This window comes from Pseudomonas sp. 05N432, from assembly GCF_056396945.1.
This window is the reverse complement of sequence record NZ_JBFTMM010000105.1, coordinates 1-384: the sequence shown is the minus strand read 5'-3', so window position 1 is coordinate 384 and position 384 is coordinate 1. Positions and strand designations below refer to the sequence as shown.

The 384-nt window shown below is 68.8% G+C and carries 1 pseudogene; it reads left to right on the top strand.

The features are described 5' to 3' along the window. Positions 1 to 18: 18 nt before the first annotated feature. A pseudogene (locus AC1DHT_RS29465) lies at positions 19 to 384 on the top strand (RHS repeat protein); the annotation flags it as partial.

The window sequence follows — 384 nt, the reverse complement described above, 5'->3', positions numbered from 1 at the left end:
CCGTTGGCGAGCCACAGCGTGGACGCCGGCTGGCGRCTGRCGCTGCCAGGTGAGGCCGGGCAAGCCGTCGAACGCTGGGACGGCCGTGGCAGCCACTCACGGACCGAATACGACGAACTGCTGCGCCCGGTGGCCGTGCAGGAGCGTGGAGCAGACGTTGCCGAGCACGCACTGGAGCGCTTCAGCTAYGCCRCTGCCGATGCGGACGCCGCCGYCCACAATCKGTGTGGCCAGCTGATTCGCCATGACGACCCGGCCGGCACCTTGCACCTGCTGGACCTGAGCCTCGGCGGCGCGCCGCTGCAACAGCGGCGAGATTTTTTGCGAAGCCTTGACCCACCCGACTGGCCGAACAGTGTGACCGAGCGGGATGCCTTGCTCGAA